Annotated in this window: 20 protein-coding genes and 1 tRNA gene; 16 read left to right on the top strand and 5 right to left on the bottom strand. The window is 62.9% G+C overall.

All coding sequences use genetic code 11. The annotated features are described in order from the left end of the window. Positions 1–474 precede the first annotated feature (474 nt). The gene (locus ACFOJ9_RS26720; RefSeq protein WP_378982972.1) at positions 475–1,452 is read left to right on the top strand and encodes an alpha/beta fold hydrolase; all 978 of its coding nucleotides are present in this window, start codon (positions 475–477) and stop codon (positions 1,450–1,452) included. An 18-nt stretch (positions 1,453–1,470) separates the two neighbouring features. Here the strand turns inward: ACFOJ9_RS26720 and ACFOJ9_RS26725 are convergent, their stop codons facing one another. The 3 genes from ACFOJ9_RS26725 to ACFOJ9_RS26735 form a co-directional block, all read right to left on the bottom strand. Then, positions 1,471–1,983 carry a DUF1579 domain-containing protein gene (locus ACFOJ9_RS26725; protein ID WP_378982975.1) on the bottom strand — a complete coding sequence of 171 codons (513 nt, stop codon included), beginning with the start codon at positions 1,981–1,983 and terminating at the stop codon, positions 1,471–1,473. A 204-nt stretch (positions 1,984–2,187) separates the two neighbouring features. Beyond that, complete coding sequence (gene hisN / locus ACFOJ9_RS26730; protein ID WP_378982978.1) at positions 2,188–2,961, bottom strand: histidinol-phosphatase; 774 nt, start codon at positions 2,959–2,961, stop codon at positions 2,188–2,190. A 395-nt stretch (positions 2,962–3,356) separates the two neighbouring features. Then, on the bottom strand, positions 3,357–4,298 hold the full coding sequence (locus ACFOJ9_RS26735; RefSeq protein ID WP_378982980.1) for an N-formylglutamate amidohydrolase: 942 nt from the start codon (positions 4,296–4,298) through the stop codon (positions 3,357–3,359). A 162-nt stretch (positions 4,299–4,460) separates the two neighbouring features. Here ACFOJ9_RS26735 and cpdR point away from each other — a divergent pair, with 162 nt between their 5' ends. Next, on the top strand, positions 4,461–4,823 hold the full coding sequence (gene cpdR / locus ACFOJ9_RS26740; protein WP_006199474.1) for a cell cycle two-component system response regulator CpdR: 363 nt from the start codon (positions 4,461–4,463) through the stop codon (positions 4,821–4,823). 192 nt (positions 4,824–5,015) lie between these two features. Next, positions 5,016–5,090 (top strand) — tRNA-Val (locus ACFOJ9_RS26745). 110 nt (positions 5,091–5,200) lie between these two features. Here ACFOJ9_RS26745 and ACFOJ9_RS26750 read toward each other — a convergent pair. After that, positions 5,201–5,410 carry a hypothetical protein gene (locus ACFOJ9_RS26750; RefSeq protein WP_378982983.1) on the bottom strand — a complete coding sequence of 70 codons (210 nt, stop codon included), beginning with the start codon at positions 5,408–5,410 and terminating at the stop codon, positions 5,201–5,203. A 414-nt stretch (positions 5,411–5,824) separates the two neighbouring features. Between ACFOJ9_RS26750 and ACFOJ9_RS26755 the strand changes: the two genes are divergently transcribed. Then, entirely contained in the window at positions 5,825–8,101 is a 2,277-nt protein-coding gene (locus tag ACFOJ9_RS26755; protein ID WP_378982985.1) for an alginate lyase family protein, read from the top strand. 164 nt (positions 8,102–8,265) lie between these two features. Here ACFOJ9_RS26755 and ACFOJ9_RS26760 read toward each other — a convergent pair whose 3' ends face one another. After that, complete coding sequence (locus ACFOJ9_RS26760) at positions 8,266–9,420, bottom strand: dihydrodipicolinate synthase family protein (protein ID WP_378982988.1); 1,155 nt, start codon at positions 9,418–9,420, stop codon at positions 8,266–8,268. A gap of 240 nt (positions 9,421–9,660) precedes the next feature. Between ACFOJ9_RS26760 and ACFOJ9_RS26765 the strand changes: the two genes are divergently transcribed. From ACFOJ9_RS26765 to ACFOJ9_RS26820, 12 genes are all read left to right on the top strand, one after another. Then, the gene (locus ACFOJ9_RS26765; protein ID WP_378982990.1) at positions 9,661–10,719 is read left to right on the top strand and encodes a LacI family DNA-binding transcriptional regulator; all 1,059 of its coding nucleotides are present in this window, start codon (positions 9,661–9,663) and stop codon (positions 10,717–10,719) included. After that, positions 10,716–10,850, top strand: a complete 135-nt coding sequence (locus ACFOJ9_RS26770) for a hypothetical protein (RefSeq protein WP_378982992.1) — start codon at positions 10,716–10,718, stop codon at positions 10,848–10,850. Before ACFOJ9_RS26765 ends, ACFOJ9_RS26770 begins: the two co-directional genes overlap by 4 nt. A gap of 1 nt (position 10,851) precedes the next feature. Further along, on the top strand, positions 10,852–12,453 hold the full coding sequence (locus ACFOJ9_RS26775; RefSeq protein ID WP_378982995.1) for an acyl CoA:acetate/3-ketoacid CoA transferase: 1,602 nt from the start codon (positions 10,852–10,854) through the stop codon (positions 12,451–12,453). Next, a complete protein-coding gene (locus ACFOJ9_RS26780) occupies positions 12,446–13,222 on the top strand; it encodes an enoyl-CoA hydratase/isomerase family protein (protein WP_378982997.1) in 777 nt (258 codons plus the stop codon). The genes ACFOJ9_RS26775 and ACFOJ9_RS26780 overlap by 8 nt, the downstream gene beginning before the upstream one ends. Before the next feature lie 10 nt (positions 13,223–13,232). Continuing rightward, the gene (locus ACFOJ9_RS26785; RefSeq protein ID WP_378983000.1) at positions 13,233–14,744 is read left to right on the top strand and encodes an aldehyde dehydrogenase family protein; all 1,512 of its coding nucleotides are present in this window, start codon (positions 13,233–13,235) and stop codon (positions 14,742–14,744) included. 58 nt (positions 14,745–14,802) lie between these two features. Then, entirely contained in the window at positions 14,803–16,056 is a 1,254-nt protein-coding gene (locus ACFOJ9_RS26790) for an ABC transporter substrate-binding protein (protein WP_378983002.1), read from the top strand. Positions 16,057–16,146: 90 nt separating this feature from the next. Continuing rightward, positions 16,147–17,097 (top strand): carbohydrate ABC transporter permease, encoded by a 951-nt coding sequence (locus ACFOJ9_RS26795; RefSeq protein WP_378983005.1) that lies wholly within the window; start codon positions 16,147–16,149, stop codon positions 17,095–17,097. Continuing rightward, positions 17,094–18,038 carry a carbohydrate ABC transporter permease gene (locus ACFOJ9_RS26800; RefSeq protein ID WP_378983008.1) on the top strand — a complete coding sequence of 315 codons (945 nt, stop codon included), beginning with the start codon at positions 17,094–17,096 and terminating at the stop codon, positions 18,036–18,038. Before ACFOJ9_RS26795 ends, ACFOJ9_RS26800 begins: the two co-directional genes overlap by 4 nt. A 4-nt stretch (positions 18,039–18,042) precedes the next feature. Beyond that, the gene (locus ACFOJ9_RS26805; protein WP_378983010.1) at positions 18,043–19,158 is read left to right on the top strand and encodes an ABC transporter ATP-binding protein; all 1,116 of its coding nucleotides are present in this window, start codon (positions 18,043–18,045) and stop codon (positions 19,156–19,158) included. Between the two features lie 5 nt (positions 19,159–19,163). Continuing rightward, positions 19,164–20,666, top strand: a complete 1,503-nt coding sequence (locus ACFOJ9_RS26810) for a GMC oxidoreductase (protein ID WP_378983013.1) — start codon at positions 19,164–19,166, stop codon at positions 20,664–20,666. Further along, on the top strand, positions 20,663–21,424 hold the full coding sequence (locus ACFOJ9_RS26815) for a 3-ketoacyl-ACP reductase (RefSeq protein ID WP_378983015.1): 762 nt from the start codon (positions 20,663–20,665) through the stop codon (positions 21,422–21,424). The genes ACFOJ9_RS26810 and ACFOJ9_RS26815 overlap by 4 nt, the downstream gene beginning before the upstream one ends. Before the next feature lie 12 nt (positions 21,425–21,436). Continuing rightward, the gene (locus ACFOJ9_RS26820) at positions 21,437–23,065 is read left to right on the top strand and encodes a GMC family oxidoreductase (RefSeq protein ID WP_378983016.1); all 1,629 of its coding nucleotides are present in this window, start codon (positions 21,437–21,439) and stop codon (positions 23,063–23,065) included. Positions 23,066–23,072 lie beyond the last annotated feature (7 nt).

Below are 23,072 nucleotides of genomic sequence, written 5' to 3' on the forward strand. Positions count from 1 at the left end.
GTTCTCCTGTTGAGCAACATGGTTTGCGTATGGCCGGTGCGAAACCCTTGAGCGGCGTTTCGGCTGGACCAGCGGCCCCGACATTGGCGACCGCATCAGACATTTGGGGAGCGCTCGAAAGCATTTCAAGATTTCACCTGAAGGCAAAAGCCGCGGGGCTTGTCCTTGATGAACGGTAGATGAACCAGCGCTTCGGCGCGCGTTCAGACAGCCGGCACTAAACTGCATTCCAGGATCAAGGACTGGCGGCGCCGATTGCACAACAGGCACCGCAAACGAGGCCGAACCGGGTGTAACGTCCCTTCCTCCCGGATCGACAGAGGCCGGAAGCACGCGTTCAAGCGGCTTCCGGCCTTCCCCGTTGCAGCCTCCCGTCACCGGGAATTCCTTGGCTTTTGGCGCATGGGCGTCTATCACCTTAGCGGAGCCGGCCAGCGCAGGCGGGCATGCGAGACGCCGAGCACGAAGCGCCGAATGACGGATCTTTTCACCGAGAACTCCCTTTTTCACGAAATTGAGGGCAATCCGCGGCCGGAAAACGCCACCGGCGGCTTCTTCACCACGCGTGACCGCAAGAATATCCGCTATGGCCTGTTCGGCGCGGTCGCTCGCCCGATGAAGGGCACCGTGGTCCTCCTCACCGGCCGCAACGAGTGCATCGAGAAATATTTCGAAACCATCCGCAACCTTGCCGATCGCGGCTTTGGCATCGCCACTCTCGACTGGCGCGGCCAGGGCGATTCCGACCGGCTGATCCGTGATCGCCAGCGCGGCTATGTCAGGAGCTTCCGCGACTATACGGCAGATCTCGAACAGTTCTTCGAGGAGATCGTGCTGCCCGACTGCCGCGGGCCATACTACATACTCGCCCATTCGGCGGGCGCGGTGATCACACTGCTTGCCGCGCCGTCGATGGTGAACCGCGTGCGGCGCATGGTGCTGATCGCGCCATTCCTGACGCTGCCCGATCTGCCGGTCTCGATATCAACCGTTCGCCGCGTCTGTTCGCTGTTCTGCGCTCTCGGCCTCGGCCGGCTCTATGCCGCCTGGGGTCCGCGGCCGAATGTGACAGCTCCTTTCGAGACCAACAAGCTGACGTCGGATCCGGAGCGCTATCGGCGCAACACGCGGATCTACGAAGAGTATCCGCAACTGGCGCTTGGCGGCCCGACGATCCGCTGGCTGAAGGCGGCGGCCGAGGCATCCGAAGCCGTCAGCGACCCCGACTTCATGGCCGGGATTCAGGTCCCTCTGCTGATAATCGCCGCCGGCGCCGACCAGGTCGTCTCGACCAAGGCCGTGGAAGCCTACGCCAGGCGTCTGCGGCTCGGTTCGCTGCTGATGATCGATGGTGCCCGTCACGAAATCCTGCAGGAAGCCGACATCTACCGCGAGCAGTTGCTCGCCGCCTTCGATGCCTTCATTCCCGGCAGCGACGACCCGACTGCCTGATAGGCGCCGGTCGCTGGTTCAGAGCTGGCGGGAAAACTCCATGACCCAGTTGGTCTCCCAGCTGGTGCCGCCATCCTGTGAAAAGGCCTGCTCCCAGCGCGCCGTGTTTTGCTCGATCTCCGACCAGAGGAAACGAACTCGGATCGGTCGTCCGTCCAAGACGTCTTCGCACAGGAATGTGCCGACGCCGTCGACGAACGCGCCGCGCATCGGCACGCCGATGGTCAGGGGATTGCGGCCATCGATCCACCAGATCGACCATTGTCTCGTCGTCGGATCGAAGGTCCGCACCGTGGCGGCACGATAAGCGCCATGCGGCAGTTCGATCACATTGTCGTCGACATTGCCAAGGCCACCGAGCAGCGGGCGCACCTCGCATGTGCCGCCGAATACGTCCCAGTTGGTGTCACCCGCCAGGCGTCTTTGCAGCCTTCGATGATTGACATCCCACTTGCCGGGAAAGAAATCGAAATCGCTTCGGCCGTCCGCCGGAATGTCGATGGCGCGGCTGGCTGTTGAGTGCGTCGGCATGTCTGGTCCTCCTTCTGGCTCCATAAATTGTGCCTACTGACACCCTGTTGTCAGTTGCATGAGCCAGCCAGCGCCCGCGGCACGCAAAGTGCTAAAGATTCTGACAGCCCGCATCGCTGCAGGACGTGTGGAGCGGTTTTCCCGGGAAAAGCGCGTCGCGCTTTCCCTTGGGATTTGCGTCAAGACAAAGAAGTCGTGATGACCTCAGCCCCGCAAGGCAGCCATGGCGGCCGCATGAAGCTCCGGCGTCGCCGCCGCGAGCACGTCGCCGCCGTTTTCCGCCGGCCCGCCGTCGAATGTGGTGACGACACCACCGGCCTTCTCGATGATCGGGATCAGTGCCACGATGTCGTAGGGCTTCAATCCGGGATCGGCGACGATGTCGACGCTTCCTGAGGCGATCATGGCGAAGGCGTAGCAATCGGCGCCGTAACGGGCGAGCTGTATCTGCTTTTCGAACTGGTCGTAGCGATTGCGCGCCTCGCCCTTGAACAACGCCGGCGTGGTGGTGAACAGCGTCGCCTCGGCCAGTTTTGTCGTCTTGCGGGTTGTCAGCTTGCGCGGGCCACCCGGCCCCTCATAGTGGGAACCCGAGGCGTTGGCGTAGAAAAGCTCACCAGTGAAGGGCTGTGACATCATGCCGGCAACGGCGTCACCGTCGACCGTCAGCCCGACCAGCGTCCCCCACACCGGCAGGCCGGAGATGAAGGCGCGCGTGCCGTCGATCGGGTCGATCACCCAGACATGCCGGCTCGAAATGTTTTCGCTGCCATGCTCCTCGCCAAGAATGCCATGGTCGGGATACTGCGCCGATATCAGCGCGCGGATGGCGCGCTCGGCCTCGCGATCAGCCTCGGTGACCGGGTCGAAACTGCCCTTTTCCTTGTTGGCGACAGCACCTTGACTGCGAAAGCGCGGCAGGGTTTCCGCCGCCGCCGCCTGCGCGATGCGGCGCATGAAATCGATGCTGATGTCCAACTGATTCTCCCGCATTGCAGCATGCCTGAACCGTGCTCTGCCGCCAATTTCGTGCCAAAACAAGGGTGTTCGACACCTTTTCCGTGACGGCATCTGTTGCCAAAATATCACGCCAGCATCGTCGAAACGCAATTTCCACATCAGAGTGAATTAAAAAAGCCTGAAGGTCGCTTGACATTTGTGCAGCGCACAATACCCTCATCCTCGGACAGGTTTTCCTGTCCATGCCCTCCTTGGGCGTTTCCTCCCTAGACTTCGACCGTATCGTGCAAACGATGCGGTCTTTTTTTACGCCGCGATTTCCAATGCATGTCGCCCAAAAGCACGCCCACGGGCCTGACCCGAGGGTGCGCAGCGGTTTTTGGGCAACGACATGCATAAAAACAGGGCGGATCTCACTCCGCGGCCAGCGGCAGGTCGACGAAATGATGATCGGGCATCGACATCAGGTCGGCTGAAAATCGCGTCAAATCGTCGGCCAGCGCGTCGAAGCCAACGGCCCTCTCGAATGTCCGCTCGTTCATGTAGAGCCCGCGATTGACCTCGATCTGCAGCGCATGCAAATGGCGCGCCGGGCGGCCATAGTGTTCGGTGATGAAGCCGCCGGCATAGGGTTTGTTGTGGGCGACCGTATAGCCCATCGCGGTGAGCAGGCCGATCGCGGTCTCGGTCAAGGCCGCGGTAGCCGAGATGCCGAAACGGTCGCCGATGATGAAGTCGGGCCGCAGGCCGCTGTCGCCGACCCGGATGCTCGCCGGCATCGAATGACAGTCGATCAGCACGGCAAAACCGAACCGCGCATGGGTCCTGGTCAAAAGCCGCTTCAGTGTCTCGTGATAGGGTTTGTAGACGGCCTCGATGCGGGCGACCGCTTCGGCCAGCGGCAGGCGGCCGGAATAGATGTCGAGCCCCTCGCCGACCAGCTTCGGCACCGTGCCAAGCCCGCCCGCCACCCGCGCCGAGCGGATGTTGCAGAAGGACGGCACCGGCTCGGCGAACATGCGCGGATCGAGTTCCCACGGCTCACGGTTGACGTCGAGATAGGCCCTCGGGAAATTCGCTGCCAGCAGCGGCGCGCCGAGTGCGACGGCGCCGCCGAACAGCTCATCGACGTAACAGTCTTCCGACCGGCGGATGGCGTTGCGGTCCAGCCTCGCCATGGCCAGGAAGCGTTCGGGATAGTAGCGGCCGCTATGCGGTGAGTTGAAGAGGAAGGGGACGCGCTGCTCGGCGCCCGACCGGATTTCGAAGGGTGGAAAGACCGAAAAATCCTCGGCTGCCGTCTTCAATTTGAGCGAACCCGAAAACACCAGTGCATCATGATATGAAAGTGCCACCTTGCTGGCCGCGTGTCCAGCATTTCAGCGGCCACGCCGCCGGGCAAATATGGATCATCGCCGTCGTCGTTCACTTGATGTTTACCCTCACCTCCTCATATACAGGATGGTTAACGGGCTTGCCCAACGGCAATCTCGGGCGGGTGATTCGGACGGGATATCATGGCACGCATTCTTCTGGCGGAAGACGACGACGATATGCGTCGGTTCCTCGTCAAGGCGCTGGAGCGCGCCGGTTACCAGGTCAGCGATTTCGACAATGGCGCCAGCGCCTATGAACGGCTGCGCGAGGAGCCGTTCTCGCTGCTGTTGACCGACATCGTCATGCCGGAGATGGACGGCATCGAACTGGCGCGGCGCGCCACCGAGATCGATCCTGATTTGAAGGTCATGTTCATCACCGGTTTCGCCGCTGTTGCGCTGAACCCGGATTCCAAGGCGCCGAAAGACGCCAAGGTGCTGTCGAAGCCGTTCCATCTGCGCGACCTCGTCAACGAGGTCGAGAAGATGCTGCAGGCGGCCTGAGCCGCTTTCTGAGCCAATGCATATCGCCCAAAAGTGGTCCCGGTTTTGGGAAAACGACATGAAACAAAGACCTAAAGCGCGGCGCGCTTTAGGCATCGGCGCCCGTTCGCCGCTGCGGCGAGACGACGCCTTCTTTCCTTTTTCCTGCTATTGACGCGCTGGATCAAAAATGGTGTATGCGCGGCTTCGGATGGGCGTGTAGCTCAGCGGGAGAGCACTGCATTGACATTGCAGGGGTCACAGGTTCAATCCCTGTCACGCCCACCATCCAAACCAGACAGTTCGGGTTTTGCACGAAGAGCTTTGGGTTCATCGAACCACGGGCAAGCTCCTTGGCGCGAACCGTCCCGGCCTGAACCGGGCCGCAGGCGATCAGATCATTGCGGCTCTGGATCAGGTGTATTTCCCGGCCTGTCCGGCGTGCCGCCCTTGCCTTCGCGACAAGGCTCTCCGAGACCGCAGCATTTGCCGTTGTAGGTGACGCCAGGCTTCAGCCTGTCGCATTCCCTGGGACTGGTTGTCTTGCAGCCGGCCAGCACCGAAACGGCGATGGCGGCCAAAAGGACGTTTCTTGAAACAGTAAACATGAGACGTTCTCCTTGATGGACCATGTTTGGACACATCGCTTGGTCGCGCCTCGGGAGAAATTGGTTCAAAGAAAAATTGCGATTACGGGCGAAATCTTCTGCGAGCTTGCCTTGGTGACAAGGCGCATCGCCGATGCCGCGGCATTTGCCATGGTATGTGGTTTTCAGATTTGATTTATCGCATTGTCTTGTCTGTATTGTCTGGCAACCTGCCATTGCCGAGGCCGTGAAACCGTAAGCAGGACATTTCGCAAAGTTGCATGCATGAGACGTTTCCATGATTGATCGCGTTGGACAACGCGGGGCTTGGTCGCCTCACGATCAGAAATGGTCCAAAATCGAAACCGGAATGGTTGCCGAAACTGCGCGCGTGTCGGAGGCGGCGATCGGGACTTGGGCTCCCGGCATACTGCCATGAGTTCACGGCCCGGAAAGGCAAAGCTGTCGTCCTGGCCAAAGATACATCGCGAACTCAACCGTGTGCGCACGCAATTGCAATCGCCGTGGTCGACATTGAGCAGCGCGCTCATTTCGGCAAAGCAGAACGCTGAATACCGACGCGGCCTCGGCAAGCGGATCGAGGCCGCCCGCGAGACTTATACGGCGTCGCCGATCTCGCAGACTGCCGACACTTTCATGCTCGTCCGGATCATCGGCAACGATCTGGAACCACGACACCGCAAAGGCCAGTCATTCGACAATGTGCTGTTCATTCTGGACAACGAACCGGCTTTCGAGGCGTGCGAGAAATTCTGGATCGTCAACCGGATAGTCGACGCCGACGAGGAGACCCGGATCATCGGCCTGCTCGAAAGCCGCCGTCAGAGTTTTCACACAATCCCCTTCGAACTCGATGCGTATCGGAAGATACCCTGGGATCTCGACCAGATTGCTGCCGGCGACCTCAGATTCTCAGAGCAAGGCCGGGCGAGCGGGGGCCACACCGCACGTTACGAAACGCACATTCGCCGCAGCAAGAACCTTTATGTGATGAACAATAACGGCGCTCGCAACGCCGCGCTCGCGATTGCCCGCGGCAGGGCAAAGTGGCTGATGCCCTGGGACGGAAACTGCTACCTGACAGGGTCTGCGTTCCAGCAGATACGGTCCGCGATCGAGAACAACCCGCACCTTCCATACGCCGTGGTGCCCATGGCGCGCATTGTCGACAACGCGCTTCTGCTGGGCCCGGATTTCCAGCCGCCGGCCGAGGAAGAGCCGCAGATCATATTTCGAGCCGACACCACGCAGCTGTTCGACGAAAACTATGGCTACGGAAGGCGGCCAAAGATCGAGATGCTGTGGAGGTTGGGGGTTCCCGGCTCCTGGAACCGATACCGCGACGACGCCTGGGATTTTCCGCGCCCGGCCCGGGCAGCGGATGCCGGGCTGTTCCAGAAAGCGGGCTGGGTGGCGCGTCTGGATTCAGGGCGCTCGCATCTGGAAATCGGCAAGGCCGGCTTCGTTGCGCGCCTGGTCAGCCGCGATCAGGCGATTATCGACATGGTTGATCGATGCGACGCCAGGGCGGTCGCCGCTCGGCTTGATGCTTCCAGCCTGACCTTTTATGACGACGACGCCTTGGGTGCTGCCCGTGCGGCGAAGGACGCGGCCATCCTGCGGCATCTCGAAGTCGCGGCCGGACAAGCGCTCGCCCGGGGTCCGTTCAGCGTGCTCGACAAGACTGGCCTGGCCCCCAGCGGGGATCGCCAGGACTATTTTCACCCAGCGCCTTATTGGTGGCCCGACCCCGACAGGCCGGATGGCCTGCCCTATATCCAGCGCGATGGTGAACGCGTGGCCGGCACGGCGTTGTATGAAGCCGGAAGCGAGACCTACGATCGCGCGCGCTTGCAGCGCGTCTTCGATGACACAACCGTGCTTGCGCTGGCCGCAACCGTGCTTGGTGGACATCATTATGCCGTTCATGCCGCGGGGCTGATCCGCGCATGGTTTGTCGATCCCAGGACAAGAATGAACCCGCATTTGCGCTATGCGCAGGTGCGGTCGGGCCACGACGCCAATCAAGGGTCCGGCTACGGCATCATCGAACTGAAGGATTTCTATTTCTTCCTGGATGCCGTGCGCCTGATCGAGCGAACAGGAGTGCTGGGCGACGAGAATCGCGAGGCGTTCAGAGCCTGGCTCGGCTCCTATTGCGAGTGGCTGGACACCGCGCCGGCAGCCGCGACGGCCTTCTACAGCAGCAGCAACCAAGGGACATTTTACGATCTGCAGCGGGCATCGATCGCCACATTTCTTGGCGACAGCGCCACGCTGGCCAAGGTCGGCCTTTATGCTCGGGAGAGATTAGCGGCCCAGGTCGCGGCCGACGGCTCATTGCCCAGGGAACTGTCCCGCACGCGCCCCAGGCACTACGCCATGTTTACGCTGCAAGGCTGGACGTCACTGGCCCGTGTCCTGTCCTCGGTCGGCGACAATCTCTGGCAGCACCGGACCGCCGAGGGACTGGGGCTGGTTCAGGCACTGCACTGGCTTGTTGCCCACGAGAACAAGCCACACCCCATGTCGACCGAAACTGTCGATCCGGATCGGCTTTGGCCGCTGCTTCTCGACCGGGCGCACCATGATCCCGAGGCGACGCTACCTGCCGACTTGGGAAGGTCGACCAAGCCCATTTTTCATCCAGATGAGGCGATCGCGCCTTTTTGGCTGTGGCGAAGGCGATAGAGCAATTCCAGGAAAAGTGTGAAACGGTTTTCCCGGGGAAAGCGCATAGCGCTTTCCCTTGGGAATTGCGTTAAAACAAAGAGATAGAGCAGTTCATCGTTTCCCTGAAACGGTGAACTGCTCAAGAGCCGCAACGTCAGATCCGCGAGGGATCCCTCCCCAGCTCAAACGCCCGCAACGGCGCACAGACTCTTCATCCTGACAACCGCCAGTTCCGGATCGGCCAGCAATCCGGCCTGGTCGGCAAGACAGAACACATCGGCATAGTGACGGATGCCGCGCGCCGACTGCATGCCGCCGACCATGGCAAAATGATCCTGATGGCCGTTCAGCCAGGCCATGAAGACGATGCCGGCCTTGTAATATTCGGTCGGCGCCTCGAAGATTTTTCGCGATAGCGGCACGGTCGGCGCCATCAAGGTGTCATAGCCGGCGCGGTCTCCGTCAGCCAGTTTCGACAGCGCCGCGTTGGCGACCGGCGCTATCGCGTCGAAGATGCCGAGCAGCGCATGCGAATGCCTTCTCTCGTCGCCGGCGATCAGTTCGGGATAGTTGAAGTCGTCGCCAGTGAACATGACGACACCGTCCGGCAGGCGGTTCCTCAGCGCGACCTCCTTGCCGGCATCGAGCAGCGATATCTTGATGCCCTCGACCTTGCCGGCGTGGCGTTCGATGATGGCAACCACTGTATCGAGCGCCGCTTCGAAATCGCTGCTGCCCCAATAGCCCCTGAGCGCCGGATCGAACATATCGCCCAGCCAATGCAGGATGACCTTGCCGGATGCCTGGGACAGGATGCGATCGTAGACGCCGATATAGTCGTCCGGGCCCTTGGCTACCGCTGCCAACGCCCGGCTGGCCATCATGATCGCCTTGCCGCCCAGCCCTTCGATGAAAGCGAACTGCTGCTCATAGGCGGTGATCACGTCATCGAGCGTTCTGGCCGCGGCCGGCGCCAAATGGTCGGTTCCAGCGCCCGAGGCCAGATCGGCGCCATCGACGGTGCGCGCCTCGGCGATCGAGCGGCGGATCAATTCTTGTGCGCTCGCCCAGTCGAAGCCCATGCCGCGCTGCGACGTGTCCATCGCCTCGGCGATGCGGAAGCCGAGCCGCCACAGATGGTGCCGGAACGCCATCGTCCTATCCCAGTCGACCACCGGCCTGGACCACGGATCGATCATCGCAAGCGGATCGGCAACGACGTGCGCGGCGGCATAGGCAATACGCGAAAACCGCGCGCCGACCACCGGCTGCGCCGGCTGGCCGACCAGCGTGTAACGGGCGCTGCGGCCATCCTCACCGGGCAAGGAAATGTCCATCGATCTCTCCCTTTGCCGCGCCTATAAATGGAACGTTCCAATAAATCAAGAACCTTCAGATTCAGAGCTCATTCACAGGCAAATGCTGCATCGCAACACCGAACACCCTGTAAGTTATGCCATTTGAGTGTGCACAATCGACTTTTCCGGGCTGAGAAAAATCCTGATTGACTCGGGATAGAGCCAACGATTAGAACGTTCCAATAAACTTGAGCACTGAAGTTGGGAGGATGCATCTGGATGGCCAGTCGAGCCAAGGCGACGATATTCGACATCGCCCGCGAAGCTGGCGTGTCCAAATCGACGGTATCGCTCGTGCTCCAGGGCAGCGGGCTGATCCGGCCCGAGACGGCAAGCAAGGTGCGCAAGGCGATCGAGGATGTCGGTTACGTTTACAACCGTGGCGCCGCCAACCTGCGCAAGGCGCACTCCAACGTCATCGGCATGGTCATCAACGATCTCACCAATCCTTTCTTCGCGGAACTGGCGGTCGGCATGGAACGCGTCTTCCAGTCGGCGGGCATCGTGCCTTTCATCGCCAACACGGCGGAAAATCCGGTGCGCCAGGAAGAGGTGCTGAAATCGCTGATGGAGCAAGGCGTCGCCGGTCTCATCGTGTCGCCGGCTCGCGGCACGACGCCGGGCGCCTTCCGGCGGATCGAGACGGCAGGCCTGCCGGTGGTCTTTGCCATGCGCCGGCTTCCCGAGAGCCGCATCCCGGTGATCGCGCCCGACAATCATCGCGGCGCCTATCTCGCCACCGCTCATCTCATCGGCAAGGGGCATCGCCGGCTGGTCTTCTTCGGCGGCTCGTCCGATCTGGTGGTCTATCACGAGCGGCTTGGCGGATTTCGCGAAGCCTGCGAGACGCAGGGCATCGCCGCCCGCGACGCACTTGTCGTCGAGGGCGAGACCAGCCGCAGAGGTGGTATAGCGTGCCTCGAAACCGCTCTCGCTATGGCTGAACCGCCGACCGCAGCACTCTGCTTCAACGACGCCGTCGCCTTCGGCGCCATGCTGGCACTGCGCAAGCGCAGGCTTGAGCCGGGAGTTGATTTCGCCATCGTCGGTTTCGACGACGTGGCCGAGGCCGAGCACTATATGCCGGCTCTGACCAGCGTCGCGGTGGACTCGGCCGGCCTCGGCGAACGTGCTGCCCATGTCATGCTGAAAATGATCCAGTCCCGCACCACGCGGGCCGAGGATCATATCGGCGCGGTCAATCTCGTGGTCAGGGAAAGCTGCGGCCCGGATCGCCGCACCCGAAACAGGCCGGCAGAATCGGGGGACGCGGCATGAGCGTCTCCGTGCGCCAGTTCCATGCCGCGATCCGTGGTGAGGGCCAGCCCGCCGCCACCGGCGAAGAGGCGGCGCTGCAATCGGCCAGCTCCGGCAAGGCCGTCAAGATCGACCCGAAACTCGGAGCATGAATTGAGCAAGGTGATCTCCGCAGGGCAGGCAGCCGGCCTGATTAAGGACGGCATGGTCGTATCCGTGTCCTCGTCGAGCGGCCTCGGCTGCCCGGACGCGGTGCTGGCCGCGATCGGCGAACGCTTCGACGCAGAAGGCCATCCGAAGAACATCACCACACTGCACCCGATCGCCGCCGGTGACATGTATGGCATCAAGGGTATCGACCATCTGGCCAAGCCCGGCCTGCTGAAGCGTACTTTGTGCGGCTCCTACCCGTCCGGCCCCTCCTCTTCCGAACCGCCGCAGATATGGAAGATGATCGGCGACAATTCGGTCGCCGCCTACAACGTGCCGTCCGGCATCCTGTTCGACATGCACCGCGAAGCCGCCGCCAAGCGGCCGGGCGTGCTGACCAAGGTCGGCCTCGACACCTTCGCCGACCCGCGCCACCAGGGCTGCGCCATGAACGCCGCCGCCAGCGAGCCGATCGTTTCGGTGCAGCAGTTCGACGGCGAGGAATGGCTCTATTTCCGTTCCATCGTGCCGCAGGTCTCGATCATCCGCGCCACGTCGGCTGACGAGCGCGGTAACCTCACCTATGAGCATGAGGGCGCCTATCTCGGCGGGCTGGAACAGGCGCTCGCCGCTCGCAACAATGGCGGCGTCGTCATCGCGCAGGTCAAGCGCGTCGTCGAAAACGGCACGCTGAAACCACATGATGTGCGCGTACCCGGCGTCCTGGTCGACCATATCGTCGTTGCGCCAGACCAGTTGCAGACGACGCTGACACCCTACGACCCGGCGATCTCCGGAGAAATCTTCCGGCCGCTGTCGAGCTTCCGCAATGCCGAGATGAACGTCCAGAAGGTGATCGCGCGCCGCGTCGCCATGGAGTTGCGCGACGGCATGGCCGTCAACATCGGCTTCGGCATTTCGGCCAATGTGCCACGCATCCTGCTCGAGGAAGGCCAGCACGGCAAGGTCACCTGGGTGATCGAACAGGGCGCGGTCGGCGGCGTGCCGCTGCTCGACTTCAAGTTCGGCTGCTCGTCGAACGCCGACGCCTTCATGCCCTCGCCGCACCAGTTCATCTATTTCCAGGCCGGTGGTTTCGACGCCTCGCTGCTGTCCTTCCTGCAGATCGACCGTCATGGCTCGGTCAACGTCTCGAAACTTTCGGCGCGCCCGCATGTCACCGCCGGCGCCGGCGGCTTTGTCGACATCACCGCGCGGGCAAAGAAGATCGTCTTCTCCGGCTTCTTCAACGCCGGGGCAAAACTCTCATTGGCCGATGGCGGCATCCGTATCGGCCAGGAGGGCAAGGTCAAGAAGGTGGTCGCGGAGGTTGAGCACATCTCGTTTTCGGGCAAGCGTGCAGTCGCGCAGGGACAGGACATCACCTACGTCACCGAGCGCTGCGTGATGAAGCTGACGCCGGAGGGCCTGGTGGTGACCGAACTCGCACCCGGCATCGATCTCCAGCGCGATGTGCTGGCACAGGCTGAAATACCGCTTGGCGTTGCCAAGGACCTCAAGACGACACCGGAAGCCCTCTACCGGGACCAGCCCATAGGCCTGTCGCTGAATGGCGGCGCCTCGCTCGGAGGCGCACATGGCTGAGCCTCTCGTCACCTTCGAGCAGGATGGCGTCATCGGCATCGTCACGCTGCGCCGGCCGGAGAAGTTCAACGCGCTCGATATCCCGATGCTGCGCGCGCTGGAGACAGCGCTCGACGCGGCTGAGGGTGCGGAAGGCGTTCGTGTCGTGCTGCTGCGCGGCGAAGGCAAGGGCTTTTGTGCCGGCGGCGATGTCGAGGCCTGGGCGCAGATGAGCGCCGCCGATTTTCAGGTCCAATGGGTGCGCTACGGCCACCGCGTCTTCGACCGGCTGGCGCGGCTCAGACAACCGACCATCGCCGTTTTGTCCGGCCATGCGCTGGGCGGCGGCCTGGAACTGGCTGTGGCTTGTGATTTCCGCGTGGCGGAAACACAGGTGAAATTGGGCTTCCCCGAAACCTCGATCGGCGTGGTGCCAGGCTGGTCCGGCACGCAGCGCGCCGTGCGCCGCCTCGGCGCGCAGACGGTGCGGCGCATGGCGCTGGGCGGCGAGATCTTTCTCGCGCCCGAAGCGCTGGCTCTGGGTGTGGTCGACCGGGTGGTCGAGACCGGCAAGGCACATGACGAAGCCAAGGCCTGGGCCGAAAAGATCGCCGAGCGCGGACCGCTGGCGACGGAAGCCGCCAAGCTGATGATCGGCGTCGCCGAGGGCGAGGAAAGTGCCGCCGCCACGGAAGCGCTGGCCAGCGGCTTCATCGCGATGACTGGCGACCTCAAGGCCGGCGTCGGCGCCTTCAAAGCCAAGCAAAAACCGGCCTTTTCGAGATCCTAGAGGAACTCACATGAACGCACCCCTCAAGATTTCCATGCCGGCCGAGGCGTCCGCGGCGCCGAAGGCGTACAGGCTGCTGATCGACGGCAAGCATGTCGATGCCCGTGACGGCCGCACGCTTGCGCGCCAGAGCCCCGGCCACGGCTTCACCGTTTCGCACTATGCGCAGGCCGGCGAGGCCGAAGTGGAAGCCGCTGTGCAGGCTGCGCACAAGGCTTTCGAGACCGGTCCATGGCCGCGCATGAAGGCGACCGAACGCGCCGCGATCCTGCTCAAGGCGGCTGACCTGATCGAGGCGCGACTGGAAGACATCGCCCGGCTCGATGCACTGGAATCCGGCAAGCCGATCGCCCAGGCGCGCGGCGAGATCGGCGGCGCCGTCGACATCTGGCGCTATGCCGCCTCGCTTGCCCGCACGCTCTCCGGCGAATCCTACGCCAATCTCGGCGACGCCATGCTGGGCGTCGTGCTGCGCGAGCCGATCGGCGTCGTCTCGATCATCACGCCGTGGAATTTCCCCTTCCTGATCGTCAGCCAGAAACTGCCCTTCGCGCTGGCCGCCGGCTGCACGGCGGTGGTCAAGCCAAGTGAAATGACCTCGGCGTCGACCTTCGTGCTCGGCGATATCCTGATGCAGGCCGGCCTTCCCGCCGGCGTCGTCAACATCCTCGCCGGCTTTGGTGCCGACGTCGGCGCGCCAATGGTCAGTCATCCCCTGGTCGAGATGGTGTCGTTCACCGGCTCCACCCGTGTCGGCAAGATGACGATGGCCTCGGCCGCGCAGTCGCTGAAGAAAGTCTCGATGGAACTCGGCGGCAAGAACGGCCAGATCGTCTTCCCCGACTCCGACCTCGAAGCAGCCGCCGACGCGGCCGTGTTCGGCGGCTTCTTCAACGCCGGCGAATGCTGCAATGCCGGCAGCCGGCTGATCGTGCATGAGGCGATCGCCGATGATTTTCTCAGCGCCGTCAAGGCACTCACCGCCAGGGTGACGGTCGGCGATCCGCTCGATGACCAAACCAAGGTGGGCGCGATGATCTCATCCGACCACCTGACCAAGGTGGCAGATTACGTGGCGGCAGCCGCGACCGAGGGCAGCAGTGTCTACAGCGGCGGCAAGCAGCTGGCCTCCAACGCCGGTCAATACCTCGATCCGACCATCATCCGCGGCGTCACCGAGGAGATGGCCATAGCGCGCGAAGAAGTGTTCGGTCCGGTGCTCTCGGTGCTGACTTTTGAATCGATTGAAAAGGCGTTGCACATCGCCAACAACACGCCCTATGGTTTGTCGGCGGGCGTGTGGAGCGCCAGCATCGACACTTGCATGTCAGTGGCGCGTGGGGTGCGTTCGGGGACCGTCTGGGTGAACACATTCATGGAAGGTTATCCCGAGCTGCCTTTCGGAGGCTACAAGCAGTCCGGTCTCGGACGCGAACTCGGCAAGCGTGCCGTCGAGGACTATACCGAGGAAAAGACAATCCAGTTTCATCGCGGCCAGCGCACCGGATGGTGGGTCGGCTGAGTTGGGAAGAACCCGGTGGGCTTCCACCGGTCGTGTAATGCAACAAGGGAGGAAGTACATGTTGCGCAAACTGCTTATCGGAACGGCTCTCGCATCCGGCCTGGCTTTCGCGGCCCATGCCGAGGACGTCAAGGAAGTCCAGATGCTGCATTGGTGGACGTCGGGCGGCGAAGCGGCTGCTCTCAACGTCCTCAAGGGTGACCTGGCCAAGGAGGGCTACGCCTGGAAGGACGTGCCGGTGGCCGGCGGCGGCGGCGACGCTGCCATGACCGCGCTGAAGGCGATGGTCGCGGCCGGCAATTATCCGACCGCCTCGCAGATGCTCGGCTACACCGTGCTCGACTATGCGGCGGCCGGCGTCATGGGCGACCTGACCGAGACCGCGAAGAAGGAAGGCTGGGACAAGTCCGTTCCGGCGGCCCTACAGAAGTTCTCGGTCTATGAAGGCAAGTGGGTCGCGGCTCCGGTCAACGTTCACTCGGTCAACTGGCTGTGGATCAACAAGGCCGTCCTGGACAAGATCGGCGGCACCGAGCCGAAGACATTCGACGACTTCGTTGCCCTGCTCGACAAGGCCAAGGCGGCAGGCGTGATCCCGCTCGCTCTCGGCGGCCAGAACTGGCAGGAAGCCACCATGTTCGACTCGGTCGTGCTGTCGACCGGCGGACCTGAGTTCTACAAGAAGGCCTTCAACGACCTCGATGATGCTTCGCTCAAATCCGACACGATGAAGAAGTCGTTCGACAACCTCGCCAAGCTCGTCACCTATGTCGACCCGAACTTCTCCGGCCGCGACTGGAACCTTGCCACCGCCATGGTCATCAAGGGCGATGCCCTTGTGCAGGTCATGGGCGACTGGGCCAAGGGCGAGTTCAACGCCGCCAAGAAAACGCCGGGCACGGACTTCCTGTGCTATCGCTTCCCGGGCACCGACGGGTCGGTGATCTACAACTCCGACATGTTCGGCATGTTCAACGTTCCGGACGACCGCAAGGCCGCCCAGGTCGCACTGGCCACCGCCACCCTGTCGAAGAGCTTCCAGTCGGCCTTCAACGTCGTCAAGGGTTCGGTTCCGGCCCGTACGGACGTTCCGGACACCGACTTCGACGCTTGCGGCAAGAAGGGCATCGCCGACCTGAAGGCAGCCAACGAAGGCGGCACGCTGTTCGGCTCGCTGGCTCAGGGTTATGGCGCGCCTCCGGCGGTCGCCAATGCCTATAAGGACGTCGTCTCGAAGTTCGTCCATGGTCAGATCAAGACCTCGGACGAGGCCGTGACCGAGTTGGTCAAGGCCATCGACGACGCCAAGTAAGCACAACACACCGAAAATGCCTTCCCCGCTCCGGCGGGGAAGGCTCCTGTCCGCGAACCTGGTCGGCCTCGCGCCGACGGGAGGAGCCCCATGAGCACGGTAGCGACAAGCCAGATCAAGCTGACGCCGGAGCGGCCGCGCGCCTCTGTGCGCTCGTATCTTCAGGACGCCTTGCCGAAGATCGTGCTGGCGCCGAGCTTCGCCATCACCATCGTTTTCGTCTACGGCTTCATCCTCTGGACGATCTATCTGTCCTTCACCAATTCCAAGACCTTCCCGTCCTATGTCATCACAGGCTCGCGCGCCTATCAGCGGCTGTGGGGCTGGACCTTCGATTCCGACCCGCCATCGAGCTGGTACACGTCGATCGTCAATATGGGCATTTTTGGCTTTCTCTACATCGCCATCTGCCTGGCGCTCGGCCTGTTCCTGGCCATCCTGCTCGACCAGAAGATCCGCGGCGAAGGCGTGTTGCGGCCGATCTATCTCTACCCGATGGCGCTGTCCTTCATCGTCACCGGCGTCGCCTGGAAATGGTTCCTCGATCCCGGCCTCGGCCTTGAGCAGACCTTGCATCAATGGGGCTGGACGAGCTTCCATTTCGACTGGATCAAGAACAAGGATTTCGTCATCTACACGGTGGTCATAGCCGGCGTCTGGCAGGCCTCCGGCTTCATCATGGCGATGTTCCTGGCCGGCCTGCGCGGCATCGACGGCGAGATCATGAAGGCGGCGCAGATCGATGGCGCCACCACCTTCCAGCTCTATCGCCGCATCGTCATTCCGCTGCTGCGGCCGATCTTCCTGTCGGCCTTCATCGTCCTCGCGCACCTCGCTATCAAGTCCTACGATCTGGTCGTGGCGCTGACCAGCGGCGGCCCGGGCGGCTCGGCCTGGCTGCCGTCAAACTTCATGTATGAGTACACGTTCAAGCGCAACGAGATGGCCGTCGGCTCGGCCAGCGCCGTGATCATGCTGATGACCATCGTCGCCATCATCGTGCCCTATCTCTATTCGGAACTGCGGGAGAAGCCGCGATGAGCGCTGTCACCACTCCCGCCCGCCAGGCTTCCGGCGGCGTCAACGTCAAGATCCTCAACCGCATCGTCATCTACGGGCTGCTGGCGCTGTTTGCGCTGTTCTACCTGATGCCGCTGTTCGTCATGCTGGTCACCTCGTTCAAGACCATGGACGAGATCCAGAACGGCAACATGCTGGCATTGCCCAGGGCGCCGACCTTCGATCCGTGGCTGAAGGCCTGGGGCGAGACCTGCGTCGGCCTGACCTGCGCCGGCATCAAGGGCTATTTCTGGAACTCCATCAAGATGGTGGTTCCGGCCGTGCTGATCTCGACGATGCTCGGAGCGCTGAACGGCTACGTGCTGACCAAATGGCGCTTCCGCGGCGCAACACTGGTGTTCGGGCTGATGCTGTTCGCCTGCTTCATTCCGTTCCAGTCGGTGCTGCTGCCGATGGCGACCATCCTCGGCAGCCTCGGCCGCTTCGGCGTCACGCTGCAGAATGCGACGGGAACGAGCTTCGGTCTCGGCAACCCGACGGTCAATCTTGTCTTCGTCCACGTCGTCTACGGCATCGGCTTCACCACGCTGTTCTTCCGCAATTACTACGAGGCCTTCCCGACCGAACTGGTCAAGGCGGCACAGGTGGACGGCGCCTCGTTCTTCCAGATCTTCCGCCGCATCATGCTGCCGAATTCGATGCCGATCTTCGTCGTCACCGTGATCTACCAGTTCACCAACATCTGGAACGACTTCCTGTTCGCCTCGGCTTACGCCGGCACCGGCGACGCGATGCCGATGACGGTGGCGCTCAACAACGTCGTCAACACCTCGACCGGCGTCGTCGAATACAATGTCAACATGGCCGCCGCGATGATCGCGGCACTGCCCACCCTTCTCGTCTATGTGCTCGCCGGCCGCTATTTCGTGCGCGGTCTCATGGCTGGCGCCGTCAAAGGATAATCTGATGGCTTTTCTGGAAATTGATGGTCTGAGAAAGCGCTTCGGCCAGGTCGAGATACTCAAAGGGATCGATGTCGAGCTCGAGAAAGGCGGCTTCCTGGTGCTGGTCGGCCCGTCAGGCTGCGGCAAGTCCACTTTGCTCAACACCATCGCCGGACTGGAGACGATTACCTCCGGCGAAATCCGCGTCGACGGCCGCACCATCAACGATCTGCATCCGTCGAAGCGCGACATCGCCATGGTGTTCCAGAGCTATGCGCTCTACCCGAACATGACGGTGGCCGGAAACATCTCCTTCGGCATGGAGATGCGCGGCGTGCCGGCGGCAGAGCGCCAGAAGGCGATCGACAAGGTGGCCAAGGTGCTGCAGATCGGTCACTTGCTGCAGCGCAAGCCGAGCCAGCTTTCCGGCGGCCAGCGCCAGCGCGTCGCCATGGGCCGGGCGCTGGTGCGCGACCCTAAGCTGTTCCTGTTCGACGAACCGCTGTCCAACCTCGACGCCAAGCTGCGCGTCGACATGCGCATCGAGATCAAGCGCCTGCACGCCACCACCGGCACCACAATCGTCTATGTCACCCACGACCAGATCGAGGCGATGACGCTGGCGACCAAGATCGCCGTGATGCGCGACGGTGAAGTGCAGCAGTTCGGCACCCCGGCCGAGATCTACAACAACCCGACCAATCTCTTCGTCGCCGACTTCATGGGTTCGCCGGCGATGAACCTGATCCCGGCGACGATCGGCGCCAACGGCAACGCGCTGTCCGTCGTGCTGCAGCGCGAGGCGCGCGAGCCGATCAACCTGCCGATGGCCAATGCACCGGCCGGCCTGTCGGCATTCCAGGGCAAGCCGATCATCTTCGGCGTCCGCCCTGAAGCGCTGACCGATCCGGAAGGTGCCGAGCGCAACGCTTCGAACATCGCCACCGCCGACTGCCACATCGAGGTCGTCGAACCGGCCGGCTCGGACACCTTCGCCGTCACCAATCTCGGCGGCAAGGGCGTGGTGGCGCGGCTGCGCGCCGACGCCAACATCCAGCCGGGCACCAGCACGCCGCTTGCCTTCAACCTGACCAAGGCGGTGTTCTTCGATCCGGCGACCGAGACCCGCATTCGCTGACGGCCATGACAAATCCGGACATCGTCATCATCGGCTCCGGCATAGGCGGCGCCACGATCGCCTCAGGCCTTGCCGGCAGCGGCGCCTCGATCCTGATGCTGGAACGCGGCGAGCCGCTGCCGGCAACGCCGCACGCACGCGACACGCGCTCGATCTTCGTCGACGGCCACTACCGGCCAAAGGAGATGTGGCGCGAAGCCGGCGGTGCCGCCTTCAACCCCGGCAATTACTACTATGTCGGCGGCAATTCGAAATTCTATGGCGCGGTGCTGATCCGCTACCGCAAGCAAGACTTTGCGGCCATGGAGCATTTCGGCGGCGTCTCGCCGGCCTGGCCGTTTTCCTATGACGAGTTCGAGCCTTGGTATTCGAAAGCCGAACAGCTGTTTCGCGTGCGCGGTGCACTGGGCGAGGACCCGACCGAGCCGTTCCATTCGGTCCCCTATGCCTTCAAGCCGGTGCCCGACGAGGCGCCCATCGCGCGCGCCCGCGCCGAGCTCAAGGGGCTCGGCCTGCATCCGGCTTCGCTGCCGCTCGGCGTCGACATCGAAACCTGGCTGAAAGAAGGCAAGACCGGTTGGGATGCTTTTCCCAACACCGGTCAAGGCAAGGTCGACGCGCAAACGGGTCCGCTGACGGCTGCCCTGACCGATCGGAACATCAAGCTCGAGACCGGAGCCTACGTCGAATATCTCGAAGCATCGGCCGATGGCACGACGATTGCCGCCATTCACTACCGGCAGAATGACGAGCTGAAGAAAGTATCCCCGAAGCTCGTTATCCTGTCCGCCGGTGCGGTCAATTCCGCCGTTATCCTGCTGCGCTCGCCCACATCGGATGGCAAAGGCCTCGCCAACCGCTCCGACCAGGTCGGGCGCAATTTCATGAACCACAATTCCAGCGCCATGCTGGCAATCGACCCGCGCCGCCGCAACGATGCCGTCTACCAGAAGACGCTGATGCTGAACGACTATTATCTGTCCGACGGCAAGGGCGGCAAGCCGCTCGGCAACGTCCAGCTGCTCGGCAAGATCGACGGCAACATGCTAAAGGCCAATGTGAAGTACACTCCCAAATTCGCGCTCGATTTCATGGCCGGCCACGCCGTCGACTGGTACCTGATGTGCGAGGACCTGCCCGATCCGGAAAGCCGCATCATGGTCGACGGCAAGGACATCGTCATGCAGTGGCGGCGCTCCAACATGCAGTCGCTCGACGGGCTGACCAAGGTGATGCGCGAGAACTTCCGCGCCTGCGGTTATCCCCTAGTGCTGTCGCGGCCCTTCGACAAGCGCACGCCGTCGCACCAATGCGGCACGGTCAAGATGGGCGACGATCCGGCGACCGCGCCGCTCGACCCGTTCTGTCGCTCGTTCGACCATCGGAACCTGTTCGTCGTCGACGGCGGCTTCCTGCCCAACTCGGCCGCAGTCAATCCGGCACTGTCGATCGCGGCGCAGGCGCTGCGTGTCGCAGCCCACATCCGTAAGACGGACCTCGCCGCATGACCCGCCTGGCGGCCATCGTCACCGGCGGCGCGCGCAGCATTGGCCTTGCCTGCGCCCAGGCGCTCGCCGATGCCGGCTTCGATATTCTGGTCGCCGACCTTGCCAAGAAACCTGCCGAAGGGCTCGCCGAGAACATCGCTGCACGCGGCGCAAAGTTCGCCTACGCCCAATGCGACATCGCCGATCTTGCCGGTCACATTGCACTTGTCGATGCCGCAACGAACGCCTTCGGCCGTATCGACTGCCTGGTCAACAATGCCGGCGTCGGCGCCGTGGTGCGCGGTGACTTGCTGGACCTCGAACCGGAGAATTTCGACCGCACGCTGGGCATCAATCTGCGCGGCACCGTCTTCCTTAGCCAGGCCGTCGCCAAGGCGATGCTGGCTGCACCTGACAGTCATCCAAGATCGATCATCACCATCACCTCGGTCAGCGCCGAAATGGCATCGCCGGAGCGGCCGGACTACTGCATCTCGAAGGCCGGGCTTTCGATGTGGGTGAAGAACCTGGCGCTCCGGCTTGCGCCTGAAAACATCGGCGTATTCGAGGTGCGGCCGGGCATCATCCGCACCGACATGACATCCGGCGTGGCCGCCAAATACGACGCCTTGATCGACGGCGGACTGGTGCCGGCAAAACGCTGGGGCGAAGCGTCGGATATTGGTGCGGTGGTGGCAACGCTCGCCGGCGGCAAACTCGGCTTTTCGACCGGCTCGATCATCAATGTCGACGGCGCGCTCTCCGTGCCCCGGCTGTAAGTGGACAGTGTCATGACCGATTACATCATCGTAGGCGCCGGCCCGGCCGGCTGTGTTCTGGCCAACCGGCTGAGCGAAGATCCGGCAAATTCGGTGCTGCTGCTGGAAGCCGGCGGCAAGGACTGGCATCCCTACATCCACATGCCGGCCGGCTTTGCCAAGATGACTAGGGGTATCGCCTCCTGGGGCTGGTCAACGGTGCCGCAGAAGCACATGAAGGACCGCGTCTTCTGGTACACGCAGGCCAAGGTAGTTGGCGGCGGCTCGTCCATCAACGCCCAGATCTACACGCGCGGCAATGCCCGCGACTATGACGCCTGGGAGAAAGAGGAAGGTCTCGCCGGCTGGGGCTATCGCGACGTACTGCCTTACTTCAAACGCGCCGAAAACAACCAGCGCTACGCCAACGACTTTCATGGCGACCAGGGCCCGCTCGGCGTGTCCAACCCGATTTCGCCACTGCCGATCTGCGAGGCCTATTTCCGCGCCGGACAGGAGATGGGCATTCCCTTCAATCCGGACTTCAACGGCGCCAGTCAGGAAGGCGTCGGCTACTACCAGTTGACCCAGAAGGATGCCCGGCGCTCCTCAGCTTCGGTCGCTTATTTGAGGCCTATCCGCGCCCGCCAGAACCTGACCGTCCGAACCGACGCGCTGGTCACCCGCATCGTTGTCGAGAAGGGCCGTGCCATCGGTGTCGAGGTGGTCGACAGACCGGGCGGCGAAAAGAAAATCCTGCGCGCCGAGCGTGAGGTGATCGTCTCTTCCGGCGCCATCGGCTCGCCGAAGCTCTTGATGCAGTCGGGCATCGGCCCGGCCGATCACCTGAAGGCGGTAGGCGTCACGCTGGTGCATGACCTGCCCGGCGTCGGCTCCAACATGCAGGACCATCTCGACCTATTCGTCATCGCCGAATGCACCGGCGATCACACCTATGACAATTACGCCAAGCTGCACCGCACGGCCTGGGCCGGCCTGCAATATCTGCTGCTGAAGAAAGGGCCGGTGGCCTCCAGCCTGTTTGAGACCGGCGGCTTCTGGTACGCCGACCCAACCGCCGCCTCGCCCGACATCCAATTCCATCTCGGCTTGGGCTCCGGCATCGAGGCCGGCGTCGAGAAGTTGAAGAATCCCGGCGTCACCTTGAACTCGGCCTTCCTGCGGCCGCGCTCGCGCGGCACGGTGCGACTGAAGAGCGCCGATCCCGCCGACCACCCGCTGATCGATCCGAATTACTGGTCCGATCCCTATGACCGCGCCATGTCGATCAAGGGACTGCGATTGGCGCGCGAGATCATGCGGCAAAAGGCGCTCGCCCCTTACGTGCTGCGCGAAGTGCTGCCCGGCCCATCGCTCGCCAGCGACGACGAGCTGTTCGATTATGCCTGCCGCAGTTCCAAGACCGACCACCACCCGGTCGGCACCTGCCGCATGGGTCATGACGATATGGCTGTCGTGACGCCGGATCTGCGACTGCGCGGCCTTGAGGGCCTGCGGATCTGCGACGCCTCGGTGATGCCGCGCGTGCCCTCCTCCAACACCAATGCGCCGACAATCATGGTCGGTGAAAAGGGCGCCGACCTGGTTCTCGGCCGCGAGCCGCTGCCGCCGGCGGTGTTTTCCGGCAACCGGGCTGCTTGAACGGAAC

It is taken from the genome of Mesorhizobium cantuariense (assembly GCF_042647205.1).
Taxonomy (GTDB): Bacteria; Pseudomonadota; Alphaproteobacteria; order Rhizobiales; family Rhizobiaceae; genus Mesorhizobium; species Mesorhizobium cantuariense.

What these genes read in the sequence shown, in the direction of transcription:
- ACFOJ9_RS26720 (WP_378982972.1), top strand. Translation starts at nt 475, where the DNA reads ATGACGGATCTTTTCACCGAGAACTCCCTTTTTCACGAAATTGAGGGC.
- ACFOJ9_RS26725 (WP_378982975.1), bottom strand. Translation starts at nt 1,983, where the DNA reads ATGCCGACGCACTCAACAGCCAGCCGCGCCATCGACATTCCGGCGGAC.
- cpdR (WP_006199474.1), top strand. Translation starts at nt 4,461, where the DNA reads ATGGCACGCATTCTTCTGGCGGAAGACGACGACGATATGCGTCGGTTC.
- ACFOJ9_RS26750 (WP_378982983.1), bottom strand. Translation starts at nt 5,410, where the DNA reads ATGTTTACTGTTTCAAGAAACGTCCTTTTGGCCGCCATCGCCGTTTCG.
- ACFOJ9_RS26755 (WP_378982985.1), top strand. Translation starts at nt 5,825, where the DNA reads ATGAGTTCACGGCCCGGAAAGGCAAAGCTGTCGTCCTGGCCAAAGATA.
- ACFOJ9_RS26760 (WP_378982988.1), bottom strand. Translation starts at nt 9,420, where the DNA reads ATGGACATTTCCTTGCCCGGTGAGGATGGCCGCAGCGCCCGTTACACG.
- ACFOJ9_RS26765 (WP_378982990.1), top strand. Translation starts at nt 9,661, where the DNA reads ATGGCCAGTCGAGCCAAGGCGACGATATTCGACATCGCCCGCGAAGCT.
- ACFOJ9_RS26770 (WP_378982992.1), top strand. Translation starts at nt 10,716, where the DNA reads ATGAGCGTCTCCGTGCGCCAGTTCCATGCCGCGATCCGTGGTGAGGGC.
- ACFOJ9_RS26780 (WP_378982997.1), top strand. Translation starts at nt 12,446, where the DNA reads ATGGCTGAGCCTCTCGTCACCTTCGAGCAGGATGGCGTCATCGGCATC.
- ACFOJ9_RS26785 (WP_378983000.1), top strand. Translation starts at nt 13,233, where the DNA reads ATGAACGCACCCCTCAAGATTTCCATGCCGGCCGAGGCGTCCGCGGCG.
- ACFOJ9_RS26790 (WP_378983002.1), top strand. Translation starts at nt 14,803, where the DNA reads ATGTTGCGCAAACTGCTTATCGGAACGGCTCTCGCATCCGGCCTGGCT.
- ACFOJ9_RS26795 (WP_378983005.1), top strand. Translation starts at nt 16,147, where the DNA reads ATGAGCACGGTAGCGACAAGCCAGATCAAGCTGACGCCGGAGCGGCCG.
- ACFOJ9_RS26800 (WP_378983008.1), top strand. Translation starts at nt 17,094, where the DNA reads ATGAGCGCTGTCACCACTCCCGCCCGCCAGGCTTCCGGCGGCGTCAAC.
- ACFOJ9_RS26805 (WP_378983010.1), top strand. Translation starts at nt 18,043, where the DNA reads ATGGCTTTTCTGGAAATTGATGGTCTGAGAAAGCGCTTCGGCCAGGTC.
- ACFOJ9_RS26810 (WP_378983013.1), top strand. Translation starts at nt 19,164, where the DNA reads ATGACAAATCCGGACATCGTCATCATCGGCTCCGGCATAGGCGGCGCC.
- ACFOJ9_RS26815 (WP_378983015.1), top strand. Translation starts at nt 20,663, where the DNA reads ATGACCCGCCTGGCGGCCATCGTCACCGGCGGCGCGCGCAGCATTGGC.
- ACFOJ9_RS26820 (WP_378983016.1), top strand. Translation starts at nt 21,437, where the DNA reads ATGACCGATTACATCATCGTAGGCGCCGGCCCGGCCGGCTGTGTTCTG.